We start from the raw sequence: 20,887 nt of genomic DNA on the forward strand, positions 1-20,887 counted from the left end.
CCGCAAACCACCTATTTATCGCCCTGCTTTTCCATTAAATTTTCACACCATTTGACTCGTAGCAGCAAGAGCAGTCTGCTGTTTTGTGCTACGATAATTTACTAAGATTATAAGATGATATAAAGACTATGACTCATATTTTACTGGTAGAAGATGATCCTGCGATTGCCATGTCACTCAAAGTGACTTGCAAACGTGAAGGCTGGCAGATGACTTGGTTGGATAACGCCAGTAGCGTGCTGCCGATGCTACATAGTTATGAAGCTCAAGATCTATCAGCGATTATTATGGATGTCGGTCTGCCAGACGGTGATGGCTTGAGCCTATGTCAACAAATACGTCATACCTCTGATATCGACGCCTTAAAAGATTTGCCCATTGTATTTTTGACCGCACGTAGCGATGAGGTCGATCGTATTTTGGGGTTGGAGATGGGTGGTGACGATTATTGCGCCAAACCCTTTAGTCCACGTGAATTGGTCGCGCGCTTAAAAGCCATTTGGCGACGTGAACAGCTGATTCAACAGTCAGGATCTCATACTACAAACTCGAATGATAGTACTGATATTGCCTCCTCGAGTAATCTATCGGGACAAGCATTGACGTTTGAGAACCAATCCGGCGTTTGGCATTATCAACCGCTCAACTATTCATTAATGTGGCAAGATCAAAAGCTTGAGCTTAGTAATACTGAGCGCAAAATTTTGCTCACATTATTACAAGCACCGAATCAAGTCTTTAGCCGTGAGCAGCTGCTTAACGCAGTTAGTGATTATCCTGATCATCGCCTAGCACGCACGATAGACAGCCATATCAAGTCAATTCGTAAGCAACTTGCGACCGTTGATACGAGTATTGAAGTCATTCATACGCATCGTGGACTGGGTTACGCACTATGTCCAGCTTAATAGTGGCTGCTAACTTATGAATCATAATGCCAATAATGCTGAGGGCGCTATTCATAACAACCAAAGCAATTGGTATGCCAAATTGCACCCCATTGGCACTGTGCAGCAAGCCCCTAAACGCAAACGACTGCTCAATTTAAGTATATTTTTTAGGATTTGGCTTGCAGTCGCTTTGGTACTCATCATATGCGGCGTGGTCGTGTTTACTCAGTTATTTGGCTACGTCAAGCCAACCGCGCAGCAAGTCATCGAAGACACGCTCCTAGACACCAGTAAATTACTTGCGGCCAGTCTCCAGATACCATTATCTACAGGACAACTATACGATGAGGCTTATCAAGCGCAACTTGATGCGGCCTTCGTGGGCATACCAGCGATTAACGATAATTTAGGCCCCGTCTATCAAACCAAAAGCTATAGTAGCTTTCGGGTATATGTAACAGACAGCAGCGGCAGGGTCATTTATGACTCGCTACCCAAACCTGACAATAATGAAGGGCAAAATTATGGGCGCTGGAATGATGTCTATCTCACATTAAGAGGTCAATACGGTGCAAGAAGTACACTGCGGGATGGCCAGCAGCGTGATGGCTCGGTCATGTATGTCGCACAGCCAATAAAGAATATGTCTGGCGATATTATCGGCGTGGTCAGCGTCGGCAAACCTGTCGCCAGCGTGCTACCTTATTTGGACGATACACGTAACCGCATGCTGATCACAGTGCTATTCATCAGCATTGCTGCCCTCATTTTAGCGGGTCTCATCGCATGGTGGCTCAAGCAAAGTATTACCTTGGTGACTCAATATACCAGTTCGCTGGCAGAAGACACCAAAAAACCCTATTTTTATCTGGGTCATGAGCTAAACAGTCTGACCGATACCATCGAGACTATGAAGCATCGACTAGAGAATCGTGCTTATGTCACTGATTATGTTCATACGCTCACTCACGAGTTAAAAAGTCCTTTAACCGCCATTCGCGCCAGTAGTGAGCTGTTAGAAGATGATGGATTAGATGGTCATATGCTTGATCAAGATGACCGGCAGATGCTCATTGAGACGGTTGGTGAGCAAAGCGTAAAAATGCAGCAGCTCATCGACCGACTACTGTTACTTGCGAAAGTTGAACAGCCTACTTTTAAGCTCAATCGTCAGCTAACGCCGCTACTGCCATTATTACAGAGTCTAATAAAAGACAATACTGCCAAGCAGCAACAGCAGAATCTACAGCCTATCGATATATACATCGATGATCAGCACATGACAAACACTACAAGCTTGCCAGCAGAGTTGTTGGCCTCTACCAGTGTGTTTGCTGACCAATTTTGGCTGATACAAGTCCTACAAAATGTGCTGGATAATGCCATTCATTTTTCTGATAGCACTGTTAACATCTCCTTGCATAGCACAGCGCGAACGGTAATCATCGATATATTTAATGATGGAAAGCTATTGCCTGATTATGCTATTGAAAAAGCTTTCGAACGTTATTTTAGCCTATCTCATCAAAGTCAGTCTGTTCACCAAGTGAAAAATCAGAGTACAACCTATGCGCTAGATGCAGGTTCAGCACATCACAAAGCTGACTCAAAACAGTCCGATAGTATTCTCAAAAAAGGTACTGGTCTTGGACTCACTTTAGTGAAGCAAGTCATTGAGCACCATGGCGGTCAGGTAACTATTGATAATGTCCATGCTAATGATAATAAAATTGGCGCTGATAAAGCTACACCTGATAACACTGATACTGGTAAAAATCAGCGTTCTGGTGTGATGGTTAGTATTATCCTGCCATTAGCTTAAAAAGAAGCATTTATAACAGTTCATCAATTTTCCATCATGACTGCATAGGATTTCTACTTCTTTATTTTACGATAGCACTAGGATCTATTAAACCGTCAAATTCGTAAAACAAATTAGGAGTAGAAAATCTATGTCACATCAATTAACTAATAACCCTATCATCAAGAATCTAATCGGTCTCAGCCGTCATCACTGCGCACAAACTTTATTGAGCCAAGGCGTCGATAGTATTGAGTTTGGACATTGGCTAGCGATTCCTAGTCAGCGGTTATTGTTGGTGTTTCGGCATCAGCAATGTGTGGCTATCGATGAATATCGACTGGCAGTCTAATATCTTGCTCGCTCAACGCGTTGATTGTTTTTAGGTGTTGATTGTTTTTAGGTAATACCTGTATTTTATTTAAACATAAAAAAGCCCTTTATCATTTCTAGTATTAAATCACTGGAAACAAAAAAGGGCTGATTACTTTATAAAATATACTAAGTAATCGATTGTACTGGCGGCTTCACATCTGCGTTTTGACCACGGTGACGTAGATAGTGATCGAGCACTACAATCGCTAGCATCGCTTCGGCAATAGGCGTAGCACGCACACCCACGCAAGGATCATGACGGCCTTTAGTCAGCATATCGACTGCTTCACCTTGGGTATTAATGCTCTTGCCTGCAGTCGTGATACTAGACGTTGGTTTTAGCGCAATACTCACACGGATATCTTGCCCTGATGAGATACCGCCCAAGACACCGCCCGCATGGTTGGCTGCAAATCCATCTGGCATCAGCTCATCACGAGCGCTATGCCCGAATTGACCTGCTACCGCCATCCCATCGCCAATCTCAACCCCTTTGACCGCATTGATACTCATCATTGCATGAGCGATATCGGCATCTAAACGATCAAATACTGGCTCACCAAGACCTACAGGTACACCGCTCGCAATAATATCAAGGCGCGCGCCACAGCTAGTGCCTTCGCGGCGCAAGTTATCAATCAACGTCTCAAAACGACCGATCGCTTCTTTGTCGGCACAAAAGAACGGATTACTATTTACAAACTCCCAGTCAATTTGACTCGGATCTAGAACGTTACTATGCTCATTGCCAATCTGAGTCACATGACCACGAATTTGTACGCCCAGCCGTTCTTGCAAGTATTTCTTGGCGATAGCACCAGCTGCCACTCGCATAGCCGTCTCGCGCGCTGACGAGCGACCACCACCGCGATAATCACGGAAGCCGTATTTCATACTATAAGTATAATCGGCATGTCCAGGACGGAAGGTATCTTTGATATCGCTATAGTCTTTTGATTTTTGATTGGTATTGCGAATCAATAGACCAATAGATGTGCCCGTGGTTTTGCCTTCAAATACGCCAGAGATAATCTCAACTTCATCAGACTCACGGCGCTGGGTTGAATACTTAGACGTTCCTGGTTTGCGACGATCCAAATCTACTTGTAGGTCGTCTGCCGATAATTCTAAACCTGGTGGTACGCCATCAACGATGGCCATAAGACCTGCGCCATGTGACTCACCGCAAGTGGTGACCGTAAAAACCTGCCCAATACTATTGCCTGCCATAACTGTCCTTAAACAAGTAAACGCTACTGATGACTATTTGACCAATCACTCATAATTATTGTTTGTATTGCTTGTCATGAGTGATTGTATTGTTGCTTATAGTTTCGGCTAGTGTAGCCAACGCCCATTCAAGCTAATATTTATCTATTTAAGGCTATCTAATAGCTGAACATAAGAGGCAAACAATTGACGATTTGAGACTAGCTCATCATAAGTAATCGCAAAGACACCATGCCCGCCATGTGCAAACTTCAACCAATCAAACTGGATTTCAGGATAGGCTTGTTTTAATGCCCATTCGCTGTCACCCACTTCACAGACCAGCAAGCCATCTGGGCTCAGGTAATCTGGCGCTTCAAATAAGATACGATGTACCAAATCCAAGCCGTCTTGACCCGCGGCTAGTGCATGCTCAGGCTCATATAAAAACTCAGGCGGCAAATCTGCCATGATAGCCGCATCGACATACGGCGGATTGGTGACGATAAGCTCATACTGGTTCTCAGCAGGTATCTTGGCAAACAAATCAGACTCAATTACATTTACTTGATGGCCAAGATCATGATGATCGACATTGACCATTGCCACGTCCAGCGCGCCTTTATCGATATCGACAGCATCGACCAATGCATCAACGAAACGGGTAGCAAGCGCGATTGCGATACAACCAGAGCCAGTACACAAGTCTAAGATACGCTCAGGCTGCGACAATTGCTTCACATCTAAACCATGATCATAAAATACCGCTGACTTTTCATTCGGGCTGACACCCAGTGGTTTGGCGAGCTCAGTCACATCAAAATACGGATGGAACTGCTGACGAATTAACTCTGCGATTGGCGAGCGCGGGATAAGCACGCGCTCATCCACATAAAAAGGCAGATCGCAGAAATATGATAAGTTAATCAGGTAACTCAGCGGCTTACGTTCAGCAATACGCTCTTCTAATAATCCGAGTACTGCCTGCTTCTCTGACGTGGTCAAACGGCAGTCTAAAATCTGCTCATTGGCTGACCAATCTAAAGATAACGAATGCAATACGATGGCTGATGCTTCTGCAAACTCATCGGTCGTGCCTTGCGCGACAACCACATCATAGTTACGCAATTGTGTGACGGAAAAACGAATAAAGTCGCGAATACTCACCAGCTGCTCGCGTGCTTCATTAAGCTCTGCTTGCAGGTTAGCAAATTCATCGTGCTCACCAAGAAGTCCAGTCTCTAAATCATACTCCATCTCACCTTCTAAGCCCTTAGACTCATCATCGTTGAAGTATTGGTTTTGAAACTCTTCTGCACTCATTGTTTGGTCTTCTGACATATCGCACCTTATGGATTAACTATTAGCGGGTTAAATGGCTTTTTGCTAAAAATCGATCTATTAATGAAAAAATTAATCATACATTATAGACGTAAACACCAAATAGCGCCAATCACTGTCGTTTTTACTGAAACAAAAAATAGTGAAAATAATGAGGAGTTTGCGTAAGAATCTAGCATGGCGCCATACACACCTTAGCTAAATTATTACCCAACTGTAGCGAATACGTCAGCAGTTGACGTTTAGTCAGCTCTAAATGCAAAAAGATATACCAAAAGTTTGCGAAGCAACCGAATTATGCGCATAATAGCCGCATTAGTAGCAACCACAAGTGATTCAATATGATGAAAATAAAGCCTATTATTACTGCTATATCTATCGCTGCCATGAGTGCCAGCGTTGGCGCACTTGCCGCCACTGCTGATAATGCTCGCACATTGCCAGTGCGCACATCGAACGCTATGCCAGGCCTTGCCCAAAAGGTTAGCCTCAATGTGCAAGAAAACCGTAGTCGCTCAGATGGTGCTGCTACTGTGCAGTTAAATACAGAAAACGCAAAACCCGTTGATAGCATGAACCAGTTGATCAACACCAAACAAGAAGCTAGGCAAAACACGCCAGCGCCAGCTGCTGACAATATGAGCGCAGCAGAACTGACGCGTAAAGATGAGCAGTCAGATAGCACTGATGATATTAGCGAAGGTCAAGCCGTTGCCGCGCCTAGCGATGTCTCATCTATTGACTCATCTGATCCGCTCGCCTTTGAGCTACCGGAGAGTGAAAAGCGTCAAGACTTCAGTGATGATCCGACCATCAAAAATATCGAAGATAAAGATGGTAAGAGATATACCACATTAAACTTGTCAAATTACGCGCAACAAGTGAATAACGCTGTCTGGTCGCCTAATATGAAAGTCAACTCAGCAATGACGATCAAAATGCAAGCGTTGCTCGATTGGAACCATGCCTCTCCTGGTCCTATCGACGGTGGCTGGGGTATGAACAGCAAAAAAGCCCTCATTAATTTCCAAGCGATGAAAGGCTTGCCAACCACAGGTAAGATGGATCAAAAAACATGGGATGCCTTGGTTAAGAACATTCCTGCAACCAAACCTGTACTTGTCACTTATACACTGACTGATGATGATATCAATACTAACTTTGCCACTACGCCTGCTGGTGCAGAAGCCAAATCAAAAATGAAAGGACTGTATTATCAAGACATCAAAGAGATGCTTGGTGAACGCTTTCATATGGACGTACGCTATTTAGATAAATTAAATAAGAACAAAGAGTACAAAGCGGGTGAAACCATTACAGTGCTCAATACCCGTGGAGCGCTCAATCAACGTATCAACCGCGTGGTTGCCAATAAAGCAGACAAAACGCTTTATGCCTATAACGGTGATAAGCTAGTTGCTACCTATCCAACAACTATTGGTAGTGATGACACACCTTCACCGCACGGTACTTTTAAAATTATCAATAAAGTAAAAATGCCTTGGTATAAAGCAACAGTCGGTGAAGGCGCTCAGAAAAAAGTGCATATGTTACCACCGGGGCCAAACAATCCAGTCGGCGTGGTATGGATGGGCTTATCTAAGCCTTCGTATGGTCTACACGGCTCACCAAAACCTGAAGGCATCAGTCGCCAAGCGTCACACGGTTGTATCCGTCTGACCAACTGGGATGTGCTTGAGGTTTATGCCAATATCGAAAATGGCGCAACGGTTGAACTCAAGTAGTTATTTGTCATAGTTAATTATTTATCAAAAAAGACCTCAATATTGAGGTCTTTTTTATATCTAGTCGTTTTTTACTTATAGGCCGACAGTCACCTGACCGCAAATCATAACCTTTATATTAAACTACGCCTCATACCCTTCTTCATTACCCGTGATACTGCCAACTTTTTTGGCGAAGTACATCGTTATAGGTATAGACGCGAGGGCACCTACTGCGACCGCTACTTGCATATGAGCGATCTCATCAAAACCCATAATGAGCGTACCAATGATGACCATCCCTGTAGTGACGGTTCCCGCTATGATGTAAATGACAGCAAATAATGGCCAGTTCATGATTTAATCCTTACTTATCTTGTGGGTATAACTACTTTATACGTTATATCCCTACTAAAAGTAAGTATTTAATATAGACGCCGGATGCATACATATTAACTGACTTTCAGAAAAACCCATGTTAACATAAGGGTATTTAATGTCATTTTAATATTCCCATTAATAATCATGCTCTCCAGACATACAACCTTTTTTTATCATACGCTCCTACCTTTGCTCTAAATTCCGCACCTTCTGCTACGCATTTCTCTATTTTTTCTTCATCTAATACCTAGATCATTGCTTTTGCACAAAAAAAAGACAGCTTGTCGCTGATTTTTCATTACAATAATAGTTTTATTTCATCTGACTAATAAAGCCCAATCGCTATGACCGCTTCTGATAATACGTCACAACAAAAAAAACCAGACGCCGCTTCTCCGAGTTCATCTGATATGACAAAAGAAACATCCGAGAGATTGATCGATGATGCTCATAAACCAGAACAGACCACTGAGCAGGAGTATGCAACCGAGAACAGTGAAGAGGAGCCGCTCTCTGAACCAAAGATCGTCATGACCTCACCAGAGCCTGATGTCGTCATTGCCACGCTAGACGCGCCTGGTGATGACTCAGATCAATCTGAATCATCCAGCCCAGATGCAGACACAGCCTCCAGCGCATCAGAGACAGCGCCTGAGACTTTTCATGAAGCACAAGAAGATCCAGACACTTCCGAAGCGCCCAACAGTCATGTTAGCCAACCTGTCGAACCCATTTCGATCGATCATAGTATCCATGAAAACGACCCTGCCATTGCTGACGTCGATAATCATCTAACCGCAGAGTCTACAACGACAAACCACAGTGGGGAGGATGTGGAGAGTGATGACGACGAGCAACAGTCAGAAGAAGAAAAGATCAAAGATGAAAAAGAAGCCAAACTGGAATCTTATAAACAGTTTGTGGCTGAGCAGTTTAGTGATCAAAAGATAGATTATCCCGAAGTCCGTGTGACCATTGAGGCCAACGCCTTACCTAGCAAAATGTATTTTGTGATGAACATCCTCTCAGCCATCATTGCCAGTTATGGCTTGGTCACCAATTCAGCTGCCGTGGTTATCGGCGCGATGTTGGTCGCTATGATGCTCGGTCCGATTACGGGTGTCGCGCTTGCTATCATTGACTACCGTATGCCGCTGTTGCGTAAGTCTTTGCTCACCGTGTTAGCAGGCGTGTCTTTGGTTATTTTGGTCGGATTTGTGGTGGGTCTACTGCATCAAGGACAGCCGCTGACCAATGAGATTTTGTCTCGCACCCAGCCCACGTCTATGGATTTGATGATTGCACTGGCTGGCGGTACGGCTGGTGCGTATGCGATGGTGTCTCCGCACCTGTCCGTCGCCGTTGTTGGAGTCGCGGTAGCTACCGCCTTAGTGCCACCGCTCGCGGCTAGTGGCATTTTATTTGCCAATGGTGAAATACAGATGGGGCTTGGTGCTGCCTTATTGGCACTGACCAACATCATTGCCATTCAGTTTACCAATGCCATGGTACTGTGGTTTTTAGGGTTCAGACGTTTGGTCGATGATGATTATAAATCGGGCACCTATTTGATATTTTTCCGCCGAAATGCGGTTACGCTACTGTTACTGGTCGGCTTAGGTATTTACCTTACCCTAAACCTCAATAGCAATGCCAAGCAGCAAACATTCGAAAATAATGTCAAAGAAGCCATCAATAATCATTTTATTGATCAAGGAAACGTACTGACCAACACTCAGTTTGACAAGAATAATGGGTTCCAGATCATTCGTGCCGTGGTACGCGGTGAGACCAGTCCAAATTCAGAAGATGTGCAGCAGATAGAGGATGTGATTACTAAAGATATGGCAGAAAATTTCCCAAAATACTTGCCTATCAAATTGCAATTGCGCTACTTGCCAGTGCAGGTCATTGAGTCCGATCCATTGATAAAAGACAAACTTGATGAGACCGATGCGGCGATTTTGACTAACTCGCCTTAGTTTTCCTATATGAATCTGCAAACTACGGAGGCACAATCACCTAGCAGTTATAACTCTTGTATCAAGAGCTTGGGCGTTTGTGCTAAAATCGCTTGCAAAATTATTTTATGTCATTTACTTAATTCTATCCGTCAGTAAGGAGCCGCTGTGAGCCAGCCATTTCGCTCAGCCGATATTCGCCAAGCCTTTATCGATTTTTTCATAAGCAAGCAGCACACCCAAGTTTCATCGTCTAGCTTGATTCCACATAATGATCCGACATTGTTATTTACCAATGCCGGTATGAATCAGTTTAAAGAGACCTTTTTGGGCATGGAGCCACGTGACTACACACGTGCTGTGACCTCGCAGAAGTGTGTCCGTGCTGGTGGTAAGCACAATGATTTGGACAATGTTGGTTATACCGCTCGTCATCATACGTTCTTTGAAATGCTGGGTAATTTTTCATTTGGTGATTACTTCAAGCAAGCGGGCATCGAGTATATTTGGGAGTTTTTGACCTCAGAAGAGTGGCTCGCGATTGATAAAGATCGTCTGTACGTCACCATTTATGAAACCGATGATGAAGCGTTTGATATTTGGAACAAGACCATCGGTATTCCAAGTGAACGCATTATTCGTATTGGTGATAACAAAGGTGCTCCTTACGCGTCTGATAACTTTTGGACGATGGGTGACACGGGTCCTTGCGGTCCTTGTACCGAAGTCTTTTATGATCATGGTGCTGAGATCGAAGGTGGCTTGCCAGGTACGCCTGAAGAAGACGGCGATCGCTATATTGAGATTTGGAACTGCGTATTTATGCAGTTCAATCGTCAAAAAGACGGCACGCTATTGCCACTACCTGCGCCAAGTGTTGATACCGGCATGGGACTTGAGCGTATTAGTGCCATCATGCAGGGCGTCCATGGCAACTATGAGATTGATTTATTTGTCCATTTGATGGATGCAGCCGCTGAGATTTTAGAAATTGATAATGAGCAACAGTCATCACTAAAAGTCATCGCCGATCATATCCGTGCTGTGTCGTTTTTGATTGCTGATGGCGTGACGCCAAGTAATGAAGGTCGTGGTTATGTCCTACGCCGTGTTATTCGCCGTGCCGTACGCCATGGCAACAAGCTTGGCGCAGATAGTGAGTTTTTCTACAAAATGGTTGCCCCGCTTGTGGCTGAAATGGGCAGTGCTTATCCAGAGCTAGTAGAAAAACAAAGCGTCATCGAAAACGCGATTCAAAAAGAAGAAGCGCAGTTTGCCAAAACATTGGCACAAGGTCTGCGTTTGCTTGCCAGCGAGCTTGAAGGTCTAAAAGATGGCGATACGCTATCTGGCGAAGCGGCATTTAAACTTTACGATACCTATGGCTTCCCGATCGATTTGACGGCGGATATTACGCGTGAGCGCGGCATTGCCATTGATGAAGCAGAATTTGATGAGCACATGCAAGCACAACGCGAACGTGCCCGTGATGCTGGCAAGTTCGATGTCGATTACAGCAGCGTCATCCAAGTAGAGACACCAACGACCTTTATCGGTTATGAGCAGCTCGAAGAAAACGGCGTGACGATTGATGCCCTTTATCAAGACGGCAATCCAGCAGATAGCTTAACGGAAGGTATGGAAGGCGTTGTGGTACTTGATCGCACCCCGTTTTATGCCGAAGGTGGTGGTCAAGTGGGTGAGCTTGGTGAGATCCGCACCGAATCAGGTGTCTTTGAAGTACAAGATACCAAAAAATCTGGTCAAGCCATCATTCATTATGGTGTGGTGACCATGGGTGATATCAAACCCAAGCAAACGGCGGATGCCCACGTACTCTCAAGCATCCGTGCAGCCAGTGCCAAAAACCACTCAGCCACTCACCTATTGCATGCGGCGCTAAGAGAAGTATTGGGTGACGCCGTCACACAGAAAGGCTCATTGGTCTCAAGCGAAGTCTTACGTTTTGACTTTGCTTATGACAAGCCTGTCAGTGCTGCCGAAATCACGCGTGTCGAACGCCTCGTCAATGAGCAAATCCAAGCCAATACCCCTGCTCGAATCGAGCACATGTCGATTGATGAGGCTATGAATCAAGGCGCGATGGCACTGTTTGGTGAAAAGTACGGCAGTGATGTTCGTGTACTCACCATGGGTACAGACAGTATCGTAGATGGTCAGCGTAAGCCTTTCTCTATCGAGCTATGTGGTGGCCTGCATGTCGAGCGCACTGGTGATATCGGTATGCTAAAAATTACCAGCGAGTCAGGTATCGCTGCGGGTATTCGCCGAGTTGAAGCCGTCACTGGCATGAACGCGGTCAAAAACATTCAGCAAAGCGAGCAACAGCTGAGTGAGTTGGCAAGCCAGCTAAAGGTCAAACGTCCTGAAGTTGCCCAACGTGTCCGTACAATGGCAGATAAGCAACGCGAGCTTGAAAAACAGCTTGAGCGCTTAGAGCAAAAAATCGCCAGTGCCCAAGCTGCCAACCTACTTGATGACGTACAAACGATTGCGGGCACTCCCGTCCTTATCAGCACCTTGAGCGGTATCGATGGTAAATCTATCCGTACGTTAATGGATGACATCAAATCAAAACTGCCTGATAGTGTGATTGTACTCATTGGCGATAAAGATGACCAATTAGCTCTCGCAGCGAGCGTCGCAAAATCTGTTACTGCTAAAATCAAAGCGGGTGATATCATTCGTCATTTAGCAGGTGAGCTTGGCGGCAAAGGTGGCGGTAAACCTGACTACGCACAGGGCGGCGCACCAAAGTCTGGCAACAGTCCTGCGGTCATCAATGCCCTACCTGCTTGGATTGAAACCCAGCTTAGCTAATCATAAAAGGCCTAGTAATTTAGAACCTTACTCTGGTCTACTGGGCATGGGATACGCGATTGGTTATAGCAACTATAACCAATCGCCATGTATCTAAGCGGTACTGATACTTAAAGTTATGCGGTAGATATGGTATAAAGGTCAACGTTTGACAATATTGCTCATGTATTACCGTTGATGCAGTACCACTAAACGAATGACACATATAGTGCATAACTCTTATAATCTGGCTTTATCTATACACGCATTGACGAGTATCACATTGACACTTATCAGTGATAATAAAAGGTCATTAATGAATAACAGGTAGATTTTTATGGCGTTAATAGTACAGAAATACGGCGGCACCTCGATGGGCAGTATCGACCGCATCAAAAACGTCGCCAAACGAGTCAAACGTTGGCATGATAATGGTCATCAAGTCGTGGTTGTGGTCTCAGCCATGAGTGGTGAAACCAACCGTTTGATTGATCTAGCACGCCAAATCAGTAACAACCCTGACCCACGTGAATACGACCAGATGGTCTCAACCGGTGAGCAGGTCTCTATCTCACTACTCGCGATGGCGATTAAAGAGCTTGGTATTGGTGCGCGTTCAATGACTGGTCGTCAAGTCGCGATTAAAACCGACAACGCCCATAATAAAGCCCGTATCGAAAGCATCGATGATAAAAACATACGCGAGCAGCTAGATGCGGGCAATATCGTCATTGTGGCAGGCTTTCAGGGTATTGATGAAGAAGGCAATGCAACCACATTGGGACGCGGCGGCTCTGATACGACAGGCGTTGCGATTGCGGCGGCTTTGGGTGCTGATGAATGTCAAATTTATACTGACGTTGATGGCGTTTATACCACTGACCCTCGCGTCACCTCAAAAGCCAAAAAACTTGAAAAAATTACCTTTGAAGAAATGCTTGAGATGGCAAGTCTTGGTTCCAAAATCCTACAGATTCGCTCAGTAGAGTTCGCTGGCAAATACGGCGTACCACTGCGCGTTCTATCTAGCTTTGATGAAAACACTGACGGTAGCTTTGACCAAGAGTTTCAAAACAACGTGGGCACCCTAATTACGATAGACGAAGGAGACAATATGGAACAGGCAATCATCTCAGGTATCGCATTCAACCGAGACGAAGCAAAAATCTTAGTACGCGGTGTACCTGACCATCCTGGTATCGCCTCTGCTATCTTAAGCCCAATTGGCCGCGCCAATATCGAAATCGATATGATTGTCCAAAACCTCTCGGACAATGGTACCACTGACTTTACGTTCACCGTCAATCGCACTGACTTGGACAAGACGCTAAAAGTGCTTAATGAAGAAGTCAAAGACGAGATTGGTGCCAAAGAGATTTCAGGCAACAGCGAAGTGGTCAAAGTCTCACTAGTTGGTGTTGGTATGCGCTCACATGCAGGGGTTGCGAGCCTCATGTTCCAAACACTGGCTGAAAACAATATCAATATCCAAATGATATCGACCAGCGAAATCAAAGTGTCTGTTTTGATTCAGGATCAACACTTAGAAAAAGCCGTCAAATCATTGCATACTGCCTTTGGTCTTGACCGTGAAGACGGCGAGAGCAAAATCGCTGGGCTATAAGCCCAAAAAACTGTTAAAATACAGCTTTAGCATTGATGGTTATCTATTAACCGCTATGAATGACTCTACATCGTATGTAAATAAATAGCGTTTAAATAAATAGCCTCCAAATAAAAACAGTACTTAAATAAAATAGGATCTTTTTAGGTCCTATTTTTATTTTTTAGCATAGTTGAAATGAGCATTTACCTAATAGTTTTGTGAAAAAACCGTGACAGTATCTGTTATGCCACCTATAATGGGGCTTTCATTTGGGCTAAATGAATCTACCTATCATTGCCGCTATTGGCACAACGTCAAGCATCGTAATAATTGATACATGACATGTTTAGTGCTGCGGTGATGTTCTGCAATTGAGAAGTAATCTGATGAGTAATAATTTGTTGATGCGACATAAGGAGTGTGACGCATGTTAATTTTGACACGCCGCGTGGGCGAAACGCTAATGATTGGCGATGAAGTCAGTGTGACGGTTTTGGGCGTCAAAGGCAATCAAGTACGTATTGGTGTGAATGCACCTAAAGATATTGCCGTACACCGCGAAGAGATTTATCAACGTATTCAGCATGAGCGCTCTGTACAGTCGCAAATGCAACATCTTGAGCAAGGCAACTTTTCGCCTTCGTTCGATGACGAAGACTACTTCAATCGCTAATCTATAATACTTAATGCTCAACGACTAATGAGCATACATAAGCATTATATTTTTTATTTTTTAAACTGCTCTGAGGTCATTTATTTATGAGTATCCGCCAATCAGATGTATCGGCATTACTTAATGGTTTGAATAAAAAAGCCATTGGATTCAATGATGTCATCAGCTTTATCGATGATTTTTATCGCTATTCTCCTGCCCCATTTGTGAATGGAATGGTACATAATGCAGCTGGCGAAAACGAAGGCAGTGCAAAGATTTTTGGATTTGCTAAGCATCACGGTCTAAACCAATTAGATACGCTAAAACTATTCGGCGAACATTATGCCAAAGTTCAAGCAACGCCTAACGGTACTGACCATGCTAATATTCGCAACTTTTTGCATTGGGGCTGGAAAGGATTTTTGATGCAAAAAAATCCGCTAACGGTTCGTCCTAGTGTCGACACGACTGCAATTTAAATATGTGTAGTGATTGAATGATTAATAAAGTAAAAAAAGCCACGCTAATGAGCGTGGCTTTTTTATTGACTGTTTGTAGATTTATTTATTACGAAATTTCACAGGTTGTACCGCCCCTTTCGGGTTCGGCATATTAGGATAATGATGCTCATGCTCGACGTCACATTCATCGCCAACGATAGCGCCATTCTCTTTCACTGGTTTATGAATGTAGCCAGTACGCTCAGCAGGCGGTAGGTGCTCGTGCTCCCAGACCATCACCGCTTGCATGCAGGTTTCTCGCTGCTCAGCGGTAATTTTACGACCATCAGGCCACTTACCTAGCTCAATTGCCATGCGGAATTTATCAACCACTTCCGGTGTTAGACTGGCTAGTATTGTTTGTTTATCCATCTTGCCTACTCTCCACTACTATTTTTTCATCATATGTTTTGATGGCTATTAGACGATTTGAAAACATGCCCTAATAGATACGCTCATTCATCATCTATAATATCATCATCGACATCCAGACTGAATTCTTCGGCATGTACGTTCCAGTGCAGCTTGGTACGACAGGCTTCATAAAAGTCAAACCCAGGCGGATGCAATAAAGTGAGCTTATCGGGATGCTTACGAATATATAGGCGCTGTTCTTGCTCAAGCGGTACGCTTGGTTTGCCATCTGCGCTGACCATCGGCTGCGTGCGATTGTCTTCATGAATACGAATACAAACCTCACTATTACCACTGACGACAATCGGACGACTAGACAATGTATGCGGATGCATGGGCACCAGACAAATGGCATCCATACTTGGATGAATAATGGGGCCACCACCGGACAAGGCATAAGCAGTTGAACCAGTCGGTGTCGCTGCTATCAAGCCATCACTATGCTGCCTATAAACATCATGTCCGTCAATCTTCATCTGAAAATCGATCATATGTACCGATTTACCGGCGTGTAGTACGATGTCGTTTAGCGCCATGTCTTCATGAATGATTTTGCGCCCTTCTCGTATCTCCATCGTCAATAAAAACCGATGATCCAGCTGATAATCGCCCATCAATACTTGGCGTAGCTTAAATGCTGCTTCGTCAGGTTTGACATCTGCCAAAAACCCGAGACGACCACGGTTAACCCCTAATACTGGGACACGGTAGCGTGCCAATGCTTCAGCAGCATGCAATATCGACCCATCACCACCAACAACGATGACCAAATCGCAAATCTCACCAATCAAGCCACGTTTAACGATTTTGACTCTTTCTACTTCCGTGAGGTTAAGCGTTGGTAAGTTGGCCGTTTGTACATCCATGATCAACGTCAAATTCATGTCGTTGATGGTTTGGGCAATCTGTACCAGACTTTGCGTGACGCTGCGTTTACCAGCACGGCCCATCAAGCCAATACGCCTAAAAGCAGGATTTTTGATAGCGTGGAACAGCTCTGACTCGTGTAAGTGTGGCAATCTTGCTGACTGCGCTGAGTTTTCCATAAAACGACTCGGTATAACGGTGAAGTACAGGGCAATAATAGCGATAAATGCGCGCTTAGACTAGCATGTTTATGAATTATCGTTGTTAACTGTCGTAACTGGCCCCATATAAAATATATCAGATGCCTTGCTCATACTTGCTTGTCTGCTTAGGTTTTGAGACTACTAGGTTGAGCTGTCACGCAAACACAGTTGACAATAACGGCGGTTTTGCTAAAGTAGCAGCATCTCTATTTTTATATTTTATTATTAAGGACTTATGTATGGCCAATCCTATTGTCAGTCGCGCAGAACTTGCGATCGGCGGTAATCCAATGACGGTCAAAGGCGTTATTCAAAAGACCAGCCTGTTACTTGGGTTATCAGCTATTACTGGTGTGGGCTTTTTCTTTTATGCGCTTATGGCAGGTTTATCGCAAGGTTTTATTACCATGGCAGCCTTTGGTAGCATGATTGCTGCGTTTGTTCTTGCCCTTTTTATTACCTTCAAACCGCAAAAAGCAAAGACGTTGGCTGTGCCTTACGCATTGCTAGAAGGTATCTTTTTGGGCGGTATCTCATTATTCTTTATGAGAATGTATCCAACCGTACCAGTCACTGCAATGTGTGCGACCTTCGTCACAGCAGCGGTCATGCTAGGGCTGTATCGCTCAGGTTTGGTTAAGGTCACTGAAAAGTTCCGCTCTATCGTGACCTCAGCCGTGATTGCCATTATGCTTGTTTATGTAGCACAGTGGGTACTGTCTCTAGCGTTTGGTTCAACCTTACCATTCTTGTTTGAAGGTGGTGCTATCGCTATTGGCTTTAGCTTATTTGTCATCGTTATCGCTTCTTTCACGCTGTTGTTGGATTTCGATAATATCGATCGCGGCGTGGCGATGGGTATTTCTGAAGACTACGAATGGTTGTTCAGCATTGGTATTCTTGCCACTCTAGTCTGGATGTATATTGAGTTTATGCGTCTATTGAGCTATCTACAAGACTAATTGAACAAACTGTCTAATAGAAATTTTGTACAGAAAAAACCGCCTTAGCTATTCATAGTTGCAGGCGGTTTTTTTATGGGCAGGTTTTACAGTCTTTCTTAACTAAGCGCGTTTTAGGCGTAGCGCATTTAACACGACAAACAATGAGCTAAATGACATACCAATCGCTGCAAGCCATGGTGGCACGTAACCTAAAGCCGCTGGTATCAGCACGATACTATTATAAGCCAGAGCCCAGCGGAAGTTTTGCTTGATAATACGCTCTGTTTTGTCAGATATACGTTTAGCCGCCGTAATGGCTTCGATCTGTCCATTCAAAATAATACTATCGCTAGATACTTGTGCCAAATCTGCGGCACCGGCGATCGAGGTAGACACATCTGCTGCCGCCAATACTGGCGCATCATTGATGCCATCACCCACCATCAGTACGACAGCGCCTTTAGATTGCAACTGCTGGATATGATTGACTTTATCAGTCGGTGATAGACCATTATAAGCTGACTGTATCCCTAAATTCTCAGCCATCACGAGCGCTTGCGGGCTTGGGTCACCCGTCAACATCACAGACTCTATACCTAGCCCTTTGAGCGTATCGAGCATCGACTGGGTACTATCACGTACCTTGTCATTGAAATAAAAGCACGCCAGCGCCTGCCAGTCATTTGAATCAGGTTTCTGGCTCGATAAGACAACCGCTGAGCTGGCACGCTGAGCCACTAAGTCAATGGTCAAATCATTGTTTTTATCGATACTATTTACATCATTGTCTAATGCGAAATTCACATGACCAATGCGATATACCATGCCATCAATCATAGCTTCCACCCCGCCTGCTGGATAATGCTGCATGGCCCTCGTCGGTGGTAAATGTAGCTGATAGGCAGCGGTCAGCAGCGCGTGCGCAATGGGATGGCGACTCCCTACTTCTAAGGCAGCCGCGATTGCCAATAGCGTGTCTTTTTGTGCTGTTGATGGTGAGTTAACAGAATCAGTCTGGTTTACTGGCTCGATTATCTCAATATTTAATAAATTTGGCTTACCATAGGTCAGCGTACCTGTTTTATCAAAAGCGACATGCGTGATTTCAGCCAATGTTTGCAGCGTATGCCCGCGCGTCGTCAAAAAACCATAGCTGGCTAAACGATTGGTCGAGACGGTCAAGGCAATTGGCGTCGCCAAGGACAAGGCGCAAGGACAAGTAGCAACCAATACAGCGACTGTTGCCCAAATTGCTTGGCTTGGGTCAACGATATACCAGCCAACAAATACTAAAACTGACAGCACCAAAATGCGAGCGACAAACCAACGTGCCAGCTTGTCTGCTTGCTGCGCCAGTTTGGGCTTCTCGCTCATGGCGCGGTTCATCAGTCTATCAATCAGACCTATTTGACTGTCTTTTGGTAGCGCTGTCACCAACATCTCAAACGGCTGGCTGTCGTTTTGCGCACCGCCAACAATATAATCGCCTTGGGACTTGATAATCAAATCACCTTCGCCCGTCAGTAGGCTTTGAGACACGGTGGCGGTTGAACTTAACAAGATACCGTCGCTGATAATCTCAGAACCCGCTTCAACCAAAATAATGTCACCCACTTGCAAACTATGAGCTGTCACCATCTGCTTTGATACTATATCTTCCTCTAACTGTGATAACGCATTCTGTTGATTACGTGACTGCTGCCAATCTTGAGCAATACGTGATGTGAGCTGATAAATATTGGCATCAATACCCTTCATAAACTTAGGCATAATTTCTGCCGTCGCACCTGATACCTTTTTCGCCTCATCTTCGATGGCTTCACTTTGTTGAGACTCATTGTCTCTGATCTGCTGCAAAATACGCTCTGCTGCTGATTTGTCTTCAGCCACTTTTTGTACCAATACTGGCTCTACTACGACCAGATCATTGGCCATGGTCGCGGCTTTTAGACGGGCATTGTGCTCGATATAGCGTCCTGCCAGCAAAAAGAAAATAAACATGCTGACGGAGTCATAGTATGTTTCCCCTTGTCCAGTGATAGTGGCGTATAAACTGGCAAAGAAGGTAATGATTAAGGCAAGACTAACAGGCACATCCATATTGACTTGGCGCGCACGAATTGCTGACCATGCGGATGTGAAAAAAGGAATACCGGCATAAAAGAAGACAGGCGTGCTCACAAACAAAGAGACCCAACGCAAAAAATCACGCTGAAATATCAACATATCGCTATATTCACCAAAATACAGCGCAACGGCATACATCATCGCTTGCATTGAACCCAGTGCAGCGATACCAAGACGCAATAGCATTTGGTTATTATGACGCGCCAGCATGGCTTCATGGGTATCTTGCCGATAAGGCTTGGCCTCGTAGCCGATCTCATTGATAACTGCTAAAATCCGGCTAATCGGTAACTTATCTTCATTCCAAATCACTCGCATACGCTGGTTGGTCAAATTCACCTGACATTTATTAATGCCTTCTAGCTCATCAAGACGCGACTCAATCAACCATGTACAGGCCGCACAGCGTAAGTTATTAACAGACAGCTCTGCTACTGACAGACCGTCTTGCGCATACACGAATTGCGATTTTATCTCGTCATGATCATAGGCTTCGAGGCGTGTCAGCTGAGTTGGTAAACTTGCCGTACGATTAATCTCTGAACGGTCAAGATAATACTGCTCAAGCCCAGCCTCTACAATACTCTGAGCTGCTAACTGACAGCCCATACAACACATCTCACGTGACTTGCCTAGTATCTCAGTATAAAACGGTGGCTGAGGCACTGGATCGCCGCAATGGAAGCAGTGATCAGCAAGGGGTAGCACCAAGCCATCAGTGATGGAGTTGTCTTCATAAGAATGATTGGTAGCAGATGATACTGATGATGGAATACTAGACATAATCGGACGTACTTCCTTTGGATAGGCTTGTTTAAAGGGCACTCACTCTAAGCAAGGTTTCTATCATTGACTGTACTTAAGGTCTTTCAAAATAGTTAACAGCAACGGCGGATTCATACAAAATACATCATGGTACTTATCATAGATTGTTATCTTATATGGCGTTTATTAACCCAATTGAAAGATGCTGATACTTGATTATAAGTATCAGTATTTTAATAGAGATTATACTACAAGCAATCACCCTAGGCAGTACCATTGCTTATGGTCTAATACCAATGAATGC

15 protein-coding genes and 1 pseudogene are annotated in these 20,887 nt (G+C 44.5%); 10 read left to right on the forward strand and 6 right to left on the reverse strand.

Features of this window, described 5'->3' with window-relative positions; all coding sequences use genetic code 11:
* Nucleotides 1-128: 128 nt before the first annotated feature.
* The 3 genes from ACTXGK_RS25210 to ACTXGK_RS25220 all read left to right on the forward strand — a co-directional run bounded on the left by ACTXGK_RS25210 (nucleotide 129) and on the right by ACTXGK_RS25220 (nucleotide 3,043).
* Nucleotides 129-908: a response regulator gene (locus ACTXGK_RS25210; protein WP_443515003.1), complete on the forward strand. Its 780-nt coding sequence runs from the start codon at nucleotides 129-131 to the stop codon at nucleotides 906-908.
* A 16-nt stretch (nucleotides 909-924) separates the two neighbouring features.
* Nucleotides 925-2,712 (forward strand): two-component system sensor histidine kinase CreC, encoded by a 1,788-nt coding sequence (gene creC / locus ACTXGK_RS25215; RefSeq protein WP_443515002.1) that lies wholly within the window; start codon nucleotides 925-927, stop codon nucleotides 2,710-2,712.
* Nucleotides 2,713-2,842: 130 nt separating this feature from the next.
* A complete protein-coding gene (locus ACTXGK_RS25220; protein WP_443515000.1) occupies nucleotides 2,843-3,043 on the forward strand; it encodes a hypothetical protein in 201 nt (66 codons plus the stop codon).
* 149 nt (nucleotides 3,044-3,192) lie between these two features.
* Here ACTXGK_RS25220 and aroC read toward each other — a convergent pair whose 3' ends face one another.
* Complete coding sequence (gene aroC, locus ACTXGK_RS25225; protein ID WP_443514999.1) at nucleotides 3,193-4,296, reverse strand: chorismate synthase; 1,104 nt, start codon at nucleotides 4,294-4,296, stop codon at nucleotides 3,193-3,195.
* A 144-nt stretch (nucleotides 4,297-4,440) separates the two neighbouring features.
* Nucleotides 4,441-5,616 carry a 50S ribosomal protein L3 N(5)-glutamine methyltransferase gene (gene prmB, locus ACTXGK_RS25230; protein ID WP_443514997.1) on the reverse strand — a complete coding sequence of 392 codons (1,176 nt, stop codon included), beginning with the start codon at nucleotides 5,614-5,616 and terminating at the stop codon, nucleotides 4,441-4,443.
* 341 nt (nucleotides 5,617-5,957) lie between these two features.
* Here prmB and ACTXGK_RS25235 point away from each other — a divergent pair, with 341 nt between their 5' ends.
* Nucleotides 5,958-7,361 carry a L,D-transpeptidase family protein gene (locus ACTXGK_RS25235; RefSeq protein WP_443514995.1) on the forward strand — a complete coding sequence of 468 codons (1,404 nt, stop codon included), beginning with the start codon at nucleotides 5,958-5,960 and terminating at the stop codon, nucleotides 7,359-7,361.
* Nucleotides 7,362-7,484: 123 nt separating this feature from the next.
* Here ACTXGK_RS25235 and ACTXGK_RS25240 read toward each other — a convergent pair whose 3' ends face one another.
* Nucleotides 7,485-7,697 carry a hypothetical protein gene (locus tag ACTXGK_RS25240; protein WP_371531205.1) on the reverse strand — a complete coding sequence of 71 codons (213 nt, stop codon included), beginning with the start codon at nucleotides 7,695-7,697 and terminating at the stop codon, nucleotides 7,485-7,487.
* 368 nt (nucleotides 7,698-8,065) lie between these two features.
* Between ACTXGK_RS25240 and ACTXGK_RS25245 the strand changes: the two genes are divergently transcribed.
* The 5 genes and pseudogenes from ACTXGK_RS25245 (at nucleotide 8,066) to ACTXGK_RS25265 (ending at nucleotide 15,242) form a co-directional block, all read left to right on the forward strand.
* Nucleotides 8,066-9,703, forward strand: a complete 1,638-nt coding sequence (locus tag ACTXGK_RS25245) for a DUF389 domain-containing protein (RefSeq protein ID WP_443514993.1) — start codon at nucleotides 8,066-8,068, stop codon at nucleotides 9,701-9,703.
* Nucleotides 9,704-9,850: 147 nt separating this feature from the next.
* Nucleotides 9,851-12,523 carry an alanine--tRNA ligase gene (alaS, locus tag ACTXGK_RS25250; RefSeq protein ID WP_443514991.1) on the forward strand — a complete coding sequence of 891 codons (2,673 nt, stop codon included), beginning with the start codon at nucleotides 9,851-9,853 and terminating at the stop codon, nucleotides 12,521-12,523.
* Between the two features lie 316 nt (nucleotides 12,524-12,839).
* Complete coding sequence (locus tag ACTXGK_RS25255) at nucleotides 12,840-14,126, forward strand: aspartate kinase (protein WP_058024167.1); 1,287 nt, start codon at nucleotides 12,840-12,842, stop codon at nucleotides 14,124-14,126.
* A gap of 409 nt (nucleotides 14,127-14,535) precedes the next feature.
* Nucleotides 14,536-14,703 (forward strand): annotated as a pseudogene (csrA, locus tag ACTXGK_RS25260) (carbon storage regulator CsrA); the annotation flags it as partial.
* 164 nt (nucleotides 14,704-14,867) lie between these two features.
* Nucleotides 14,868-15,242: a HopJ type III effector protein gene (locus ACTXGK_RS25265; RefSeq protein ID WP_201599830.1), complete on the forward strand. Its 375-nt coding sequence runs from the start codon at nucleotides 14,868-14,870 to the stop codon at nucleotides 15,240-15,242.
* A gap of 81 nt (nucleotides 15,243-15,323) precedes the next feature.
* Here the strand turns inward: ACTXGK_RS25265 and ACTXGK_RS25270 are convergent, their stop codons facing one another.
* Both ACTXGK_RS25270 and ACTXGK_RS25275 read right to left on the reverse strand, forming a co-directional pair.
* On the reverse strand, nucleotides 15,324-15,635 hold the full coding sequence (locus ACTXGK_RS25270) for a YeaC family protein (protein WP_423725548.1): 312 nt from the start codon (nucleotides 15,633-15,635) through the stop codon (nucleotides 15,324-15,326).
* Between the two features lie 83 nt (nucleotides 15,636-15,718).
* A complete protein-coding gene (locus ACTXGK_RS25275) occupies nucleotides 15,719-16,723 on the reverse strand; it encodes an NAD(+) kinase (protein ID WP_238037334.1) in 1,005 nt (334 codons plus the stop codon).
* A gap of 263 nt (nucleotides 16,724-16,986) precedes the next feature.
* On the opposite strand from ACTXGK_RS25275, the gene ACTXGK_RS25280 reads away from it, so the two are divergent.
* Nucleotides 16,987-17,709, forward strand: a complete 723-nt coding sequence (locus ACTXGK_RS25280) for a Bax inhibitor-1/YccA family protein (RefSeq protein WP_058024171.1) — start codon at nucleotides 16,987-16,989, stop codon at nucleotides 17,707-17,709.
* Between the two features lie 102 nt (nucleotides 17,710-17,811).
* Here the strand turns inward: ACTXGK_RS25280 and ACTXGK_RS25285 are convergent, their stop codons facing one another.
* Nucleotides 17,812-20,601 (reverse strand): heavy metal translocating P-type ATPase, encoded by a 2,790-nt coding sequence (locus ACTXGK_RS25285; protein WP_443514987.1) that lies wholly within the window; start codon nucleotides 20,599-20,601, stop codon nucleotides 17,812-17,814.
* Between the last annotated feature and the right edge of the window lie 286 nt (nucleotides 20,602-20,887).

Origin of the sequence: Psychrobacter sp. T6-5 (assembly GCF_052258485.2) — a bacterium.
GTDB lineage: Bacteria > Pseudomonadota > Gammaproteobacteria > Pseudomonadales > Moraxellaceae > Psychrobacter.

Excerpts from the sequence above, each read along its gene's own strand:
- ACTXGK_RS25210 (WP_443515003.1), top strand. The coding sequence starts at position 129 with ATGACTCATATTTTACTGGTAGAAGATGATCCTGCGATTGCCATGTCA.
- creC (WP_443515002.1), top strand. The coding sequence starts at position 925 with ATGAATCATAATGCCAATAATGCTGAGGGCGCTATTCATAACAACCAA.
- ACTXGK_RS25220 (WP_443515000.1), top strand. The coding sequence starts at position 2,843 with ATGTCACATCAATTAACTAATAACCCTATCATCAAGAATCTAATCGGT.
- aroC (WP_443514999.1), bottom strand. The coding sequence starts at position 4,296 with ATGGCAGGCAATAGTATTGGGCAGGTTTTTACGGTCACCACTTGCGGT.
- prmB (WP_443514997.1), bottom strand. The coding sequence starts at position 5,616 with ATGTCAGAAGACCAAACAATGAGTGCAGAAGAGTTTCAAAACCAATAC.
- ACTXGK_RS25235 (WP_443514995.1), top strand. The coding sequence starts at position 5,958 with ATGATGAAAATAAAGCCTATTATTACTGCTATATCTATCGCTGCCATG.
- ACTXGK_RS25240 (WP_371531205.1), bottom strand. The coding sequence starts at position 7,697 with ATGAACTGGCCATTATTTGCTGTCATTTACATCATAGCGGGAACCGTC.
- ACTXGK_RS25245 (WP_443514993.1), top strand. The coding sequence starts at position 8,066 with ATGACCGCTTCTGATAATACGTCACAACAAAAAAAACCAGACGCCGCT.
- ACTXGK_RS25255 (WP_058024167.1), top strand. The coding sequence starts at position 12,840 with ATGGCGTTAATAGTACAGAAATACGGCGGCACCTCGATGGGCAGTATC.
- ACTXGK_RS25265 (WP_201599830.1), top strand. The coding sequence starts at position 14,868 with ATGAGTATCCGCCAATCAGATGTATCGGCATTACTTAATGGTTTGAAT.
- ACTXGK_RS25270 (WP_423725548.1), bottom strand. The coding sequence starts at position 15,635 with ATGGATAAACAAACAATACTAGCCAGTCTAACACCGGAAGTGGTTGAT.
- ACTXGK_RS25275 (WP_238037334.1), bottom strand. The coding sequence starts at position 16,723 with ATGGAAAACTCAGCGCAGTCAGCAAGATTGCCACACTTACACGAGTCA.
- ACTXGK_RS25280 (WP_058024171.1), top strand. The coding sequence starts at position 16,987 with ATGGCCAATCCTATTGTCAGTCGCGCAGAACTTGCGATCGGCGGTAAT.
- ACTXGK_RS25285 (WP_443514987.1), bottom strand. The coding sequence starts at position 20,601 with ATGTCTAGTATTCCATCATCAGTATCATCTGCTACCAATCATTCTTAT.